The organism is Pedococcus sp. P1_H8, from assembly GCF_056405175.1.
Genome location: NZ_JBFUCP010000100.1, coordinates 1 through 557 on the forward strand (window position 1 = coordinate 1; position 557 = coordinate 557).

Consider the following 557-nt stretch of genomic DNA (forward strand, 5'->3'; position numbering starts at 1 on the left):
GGGTATCTACTGGACGTCCGAGGCGTTGGCGCTCGGGCTCAACGGGCACTCGAATCTGCTGGCGCCGCTCGAGCGGGTCGCCAAGCGCAACATCGCCAGGTCGATCGACGACCCCGGCCTGCGACGTCGGCTGACGCCCGACTACCGGATCGGCTGCAAGCGAATTGTCGGGTCCGACGACTACTACCCGGCACTGGCCCGGCCGAATGCCGAAGTCGTGACCGACCGGATCGAGCGGGTCACCGCGACCGGCATCGTCACGGCGGACGGCACCGAGCGTGAGGTGGATGCGATCATCTACGCCACCGGGTTTCACGTGACGGATGGATTCGGCAGTGTCAACCTGGTGGGCGTCGGCGGCCGCGGACTTCTCGCGCGGTGGAACGAGGACGGCATCGCGACGCACCTGGGCATCACCGCGGCGGGCTACCCCAACGCCTTCTTCCTGCTGGGGCCGAACACCGGGCTCGGCCACAACTCCGTGGTGTTCATGATCGAGCAACAGATCCGCTACGCGCTGGACGCGATGCGCCTGGTCAATGACAGTGGGGCAGAGG

1 protein-coding gene is annotated in these 557 nt (G+C 67.3%); it reads left to right on the top strand.

Annotated features, from left to right (window positions below; genetic code table 11):
- Nucleotides 1–25: 25 nt before the first annotated feature.
- The coding region (locus AC1DYG_RS19045) for a flavin-containing monooxygenase (protein WP_477641431.1) at nt 26–557 on the top strand (532 nt) is incomplete at its 3' end.